Source organism: Kosmotoga sp. DU53 (assembly GCF_001639905.1).
In the GTDB taxonomy this organism is placed as follows: Bacteria; Thermotogota; Thermotogae; order Petrotogales; family Kosmotogaceae; genus Kosmotoga; species Kosmotoga olearia.
In genome coordinates this window covers 1-3,323 of sequence record NZ_JGCK01000003.1, presented here as the reverse complement: position 1 = coordinate 3,323, position 3,323 = coordinate 1, and the positions used below count along the sequence as shown (strand labels likewise).

Sequence of the window (3,323 nt, the reverse complement as noted above, 5' to 3'; positions counted from 1 at the left end):
CACGAAGTGGTTCGGAACAACTCAGAAGGAGTTCGTGTCAAACCGCTTGCGGTTCGTGTCGCTTTATTAACTGACAGCGTCCGCAAGCCTCAGCCTCGCAAGCGTCGCTCCACCAGTTGACTGCCTCTGCAAGCGTCCTGGACGTAGTCCAGCTCTTTCCGCCGCAGGCGCATGCCAACTGCGAAGCAGCTCACACTTTTTTGTATCCCCAATCAATCTGCTGCAAGCAGTGCGGCCGTTCCTATCATTGCCTTGAGTTCTGACGCAGCAACCTTTCTTGTTGTTTTATCAATAATAGCAGATACTTTACCATCTTCCATCACTATTACACGCTCGCCATAGTTTTCGGCTATTGCCATGTCGTGAGTTATCATAACTACAGTAGTGCCGAGTTCTTTGTTTATTCTCTCTGTTAGCTCCATTATGGTTTCCGTGCTCCTGGGATCGAGTGCCGCTGTGTGTTCGTCCAGGAGTAGAAGTTCAGGATCAGATGAAACCGCCATCACAAGGGCAAGCGCTTGCTTCTGTCCACCTGAAAGCTTCGAAGCTTTTCTCTTGAGATCACTTTCTAAGCCCAACTTCGTGGATTTGAGAAGTTCGATGCTCTTTTTGTCAATTCGACCAAATGTTAAGCCTCTCGATCCTTTTCTTCTGGCTAGTATGAGATTCTCCTCTATTGTCAGATTCGGAAACACACCGGTATTCGGATCCTGGCACACAATACTCGCTTTTCTGAATATTTGATTAGCTCTAACAGGTGAACCCATAATCTCGCAACTCCCACGCAGTGGTTTGATCTCCCCTGTAATCACCTTCAGAAGGGTTGACTTGCCCGCTCCGTTTGATCCCACTATGATTACAAACTCACCTGGAAGGATTTTCATTGACACACCTTTAAGCGCTGTTTTTTCATCCAACGTTCCCCTATTGTATACAACCTCAACGTTTTTCACACTTATCATGTTGTCACCTCACTTTTCTTAAAGCGTCTCAATGCGATGACAACAACCACAAATACGGCTGTCAGGAGCTTCATATCAGTTGGTTTAAAACCCACCTTATAGCCGTACTTCATCGCGACAGTGAGAAGGAGCTGATACGCTAATGCTCCAAAAAGTGGGCATAACATTCCGTACATCCAGCCAAATTTACCGAGAAGTATCTCCCCAAGAATTACGGAAGCAAGACATATGACAACGATACCAAGACCCATATTGACATCTGCAAAACCACTGTACATTGAGAAAAGACCTCCTGAAAGACCAGCGAATGCGTTCCCCAGGGCTAACCCGACATAAGCAAAAAGATTAGGGTTCATACCGAGTGTCTTAACAGCAAACCGATTTCGCCCATAACCCCTGAACATGATTCCAAACTCGGTTTTCAAGAAAACCCACATGAGCAGCAGAGCTCCTACCGCAAAGAGAGTTATAATGAATAGATCTCTTCCGTCAGAAATACCGTTGAAAGGTATTGAAATCGCTTTCGCACCTGAACCCTGATAAGAAGCAACAGTGCTACCCAGAAGATCGTCCAAAGGAGTTTTTCCTGCCATCTGCTCGTAATTCATGACTGCTCCAGTGTCAATCCTTGGAATCGGAAGATTCGGTGCCTTCATCACTCTAATATTGACTGAATAGAGTCCAGTCATAACCATTATTGAGGCAAGCAAAGAATTAACACGAAACCTTGTGGTTATGAAGGCCGTTACCACACCTGCCAGAGCAGATGCGATAACGGCGAGAATCAGAGAGTGGACCCACCAATGACCGGAACGAAGGAGTGCCACTGCGACGGCTCCCCCAAGTACATAGGATCCGTCCGGTGTCAAATCAGGAAGATCAACAATGCGAAAAGATATGTAAACACCCATGGCGGCTATAGATAAGAGCAACCCCTGCTCAAAAATCGAGATCACATTTGTCACCTCTCAACACCATTTTCAACAACTATATCGGCTCTCTCCACAAGTTCTTTTGGTATCTCCACTCCAAGTGCTTTCGCAAGATCCAAATTCACAAACAACTCCAAAGAATCAGGCCCGAGAATCCTTGATTCAATCTCGCTCGGCTTTGCTCCTTTCAGCAAAGCCAAAACTATACGCCCGGTTTCAATTCCTACCTGAAAATAGTTAAATCCAAATCCTATGATTCCTCCTCCTCTTGCTATGGAAATGTCCGCAGCAACTATCGGCTTTTTAAGCTTGATAGCAGCGGATCCAATTGCTTGAATTGAGGATGCTACGGTATTATCTGTTCCAACGTAAATAACATCAACGCTTGGTCCAATACTGTTAAGGGCTGTTATCATTTCATTTGGGGTTGTACCGGGAATATCGACAATGGTAAAACCAAGACTTGGGGCAGCTGATTTTGCAATCTCTGTCAGAGTCACAGAATTGGCTTCTCCCGGATTGTAGATCACCCCTACCTTCTTAGCCTCGGGAAACACCATTCTTATGAGCTTCAAATGCGTTGCAACTGGTACCATATCAGAGATTCCAACGATGTTCCCTTCATTCTTACCAAATTGTTTGATCAATCCTGCTCCAACAGGATCGGTTACCGCTGAAAAGACAACCGGCCTGTCAGTTATAGCCTGCGCACATGCTTGAGCCGAGGGGGTTGTCACGGCAACAACAATATCGATGTCCTCGGAAGCAAACTTCTTGGCTATTGCAACCGCATTCTGCACACTTCCCTGAGCACTTTGCCTATCCAATACAATGTCCTTGCCAACTTCAAAACCCGATTCTTCCAGAAAACTTATCATACCCTTTACAACTGCGTCGAGTGCTGGATGATCGACAATCTGAGTAACACCTATCTTGACAACACCAAAACCGACAATTGAAAGAAGGATGACCACGACGGTAATAAACCTTTTCATACAAACACCCCCTGTAAAGTTATATAAAAAAAGAGGGCATCTTTTTCAGATGCCCTCTTCTTCTACCTTATGAGTTCCCCAATTATGTAGCAAGTGGTATTGGGGGAACCCCTGAAGAGGGCAATCCCCTAAACCACCAATAATAAGCAAATATGTAAATTTCACTGCAAACTGATCGTTCTTTTAGCTTCAACATCCGCTTGCCTCCATATGTATGTGGTCAAATAAAATTGACCCCCCAGGGCCATAGAAAATTGACCCGTTACCCCCTGGAAAAAAAGACCTTCTTGAGCGAGATAATAGAAACAATCTGCTCAAGGAGGTATACGGAGGGGTGAAAAACGTGTACGAGGTCAAAGAGATTCAACGGCTCTATCAGGAATATGGTTCTATTCGTGAGGTAACAAGACTCACCGGGATATCCCGGAACACTG

The 3,323-nt window shown here is 45.3% G+C and carries 3 protein-coding genes; all 3 read right to left on the bottom strand.

The features are described 5' to 3' along the window. Nucleotides 1–212: 212 nt before the first annotated feature. From DU53_RS00320 to DU53_RS00310, 3 genes are read right to left on the bottom strand one after another with little or no spacing between them, the layout of a single operon-like run. Nucleotides 213–962: an ATP-binding cassette domain-containing protein gene (locus DU53_RS00320; protein WP_012744598.1), complete on the bottom strand. Its 750-nt coding sequence runs from the start codon at nucleotides 960–962 to the stop codon at nucleotides 213–215. Beyond that, the gene (locus tag DU53_RS00315; RefSeq protein ID WP_012744597.1) at nucleotides 959–1,918 is read right to left on the bottom strand and encodes an ABC transporter permease; all 960 of its coding nucleotides are present in this window, start codon (nucleotides 1,916–1,918) and stop codon (nucleotides 959–961) included. The genes DU53_RS00320 and DU53_RS00315 overlap by 4 nt, the downstream gene beginning before the upstream one ends. Nucleotides 1,919–1,923: 5 nt before the next feature. Then, nucleotides 1,924–2,889, bottom strand: a complete 966-nt coding sequence (locus tag DU53_RS00310) for an ABC transporter substrate-binding protein (protein ID WP_012744596.1) — start codon at nucleotides 2,887–2,889, stop codon at nucleotides 1,924–1,926. Nucleotides 2,890–3,323 lie beyond the last annotated feature (434 nt).

Excerpts from the sequence above, each read along its gene's own strand:
- DU53_RS00320 (WP_012744598.1), bottom strand. The coding sequence starts at position 962 with ATGATAAGTGTGAAAAACGTTGAGGTTGTATACAATAGGGGAACGTTG.
- DU53_RS00310 (WP_012744596.1), bottom strand. The coding sequence starts at position 2,889 with ATGAAAAGGTTTATTACCGTCGTGGTCATCCTTCTTTCAATTGTCGGT.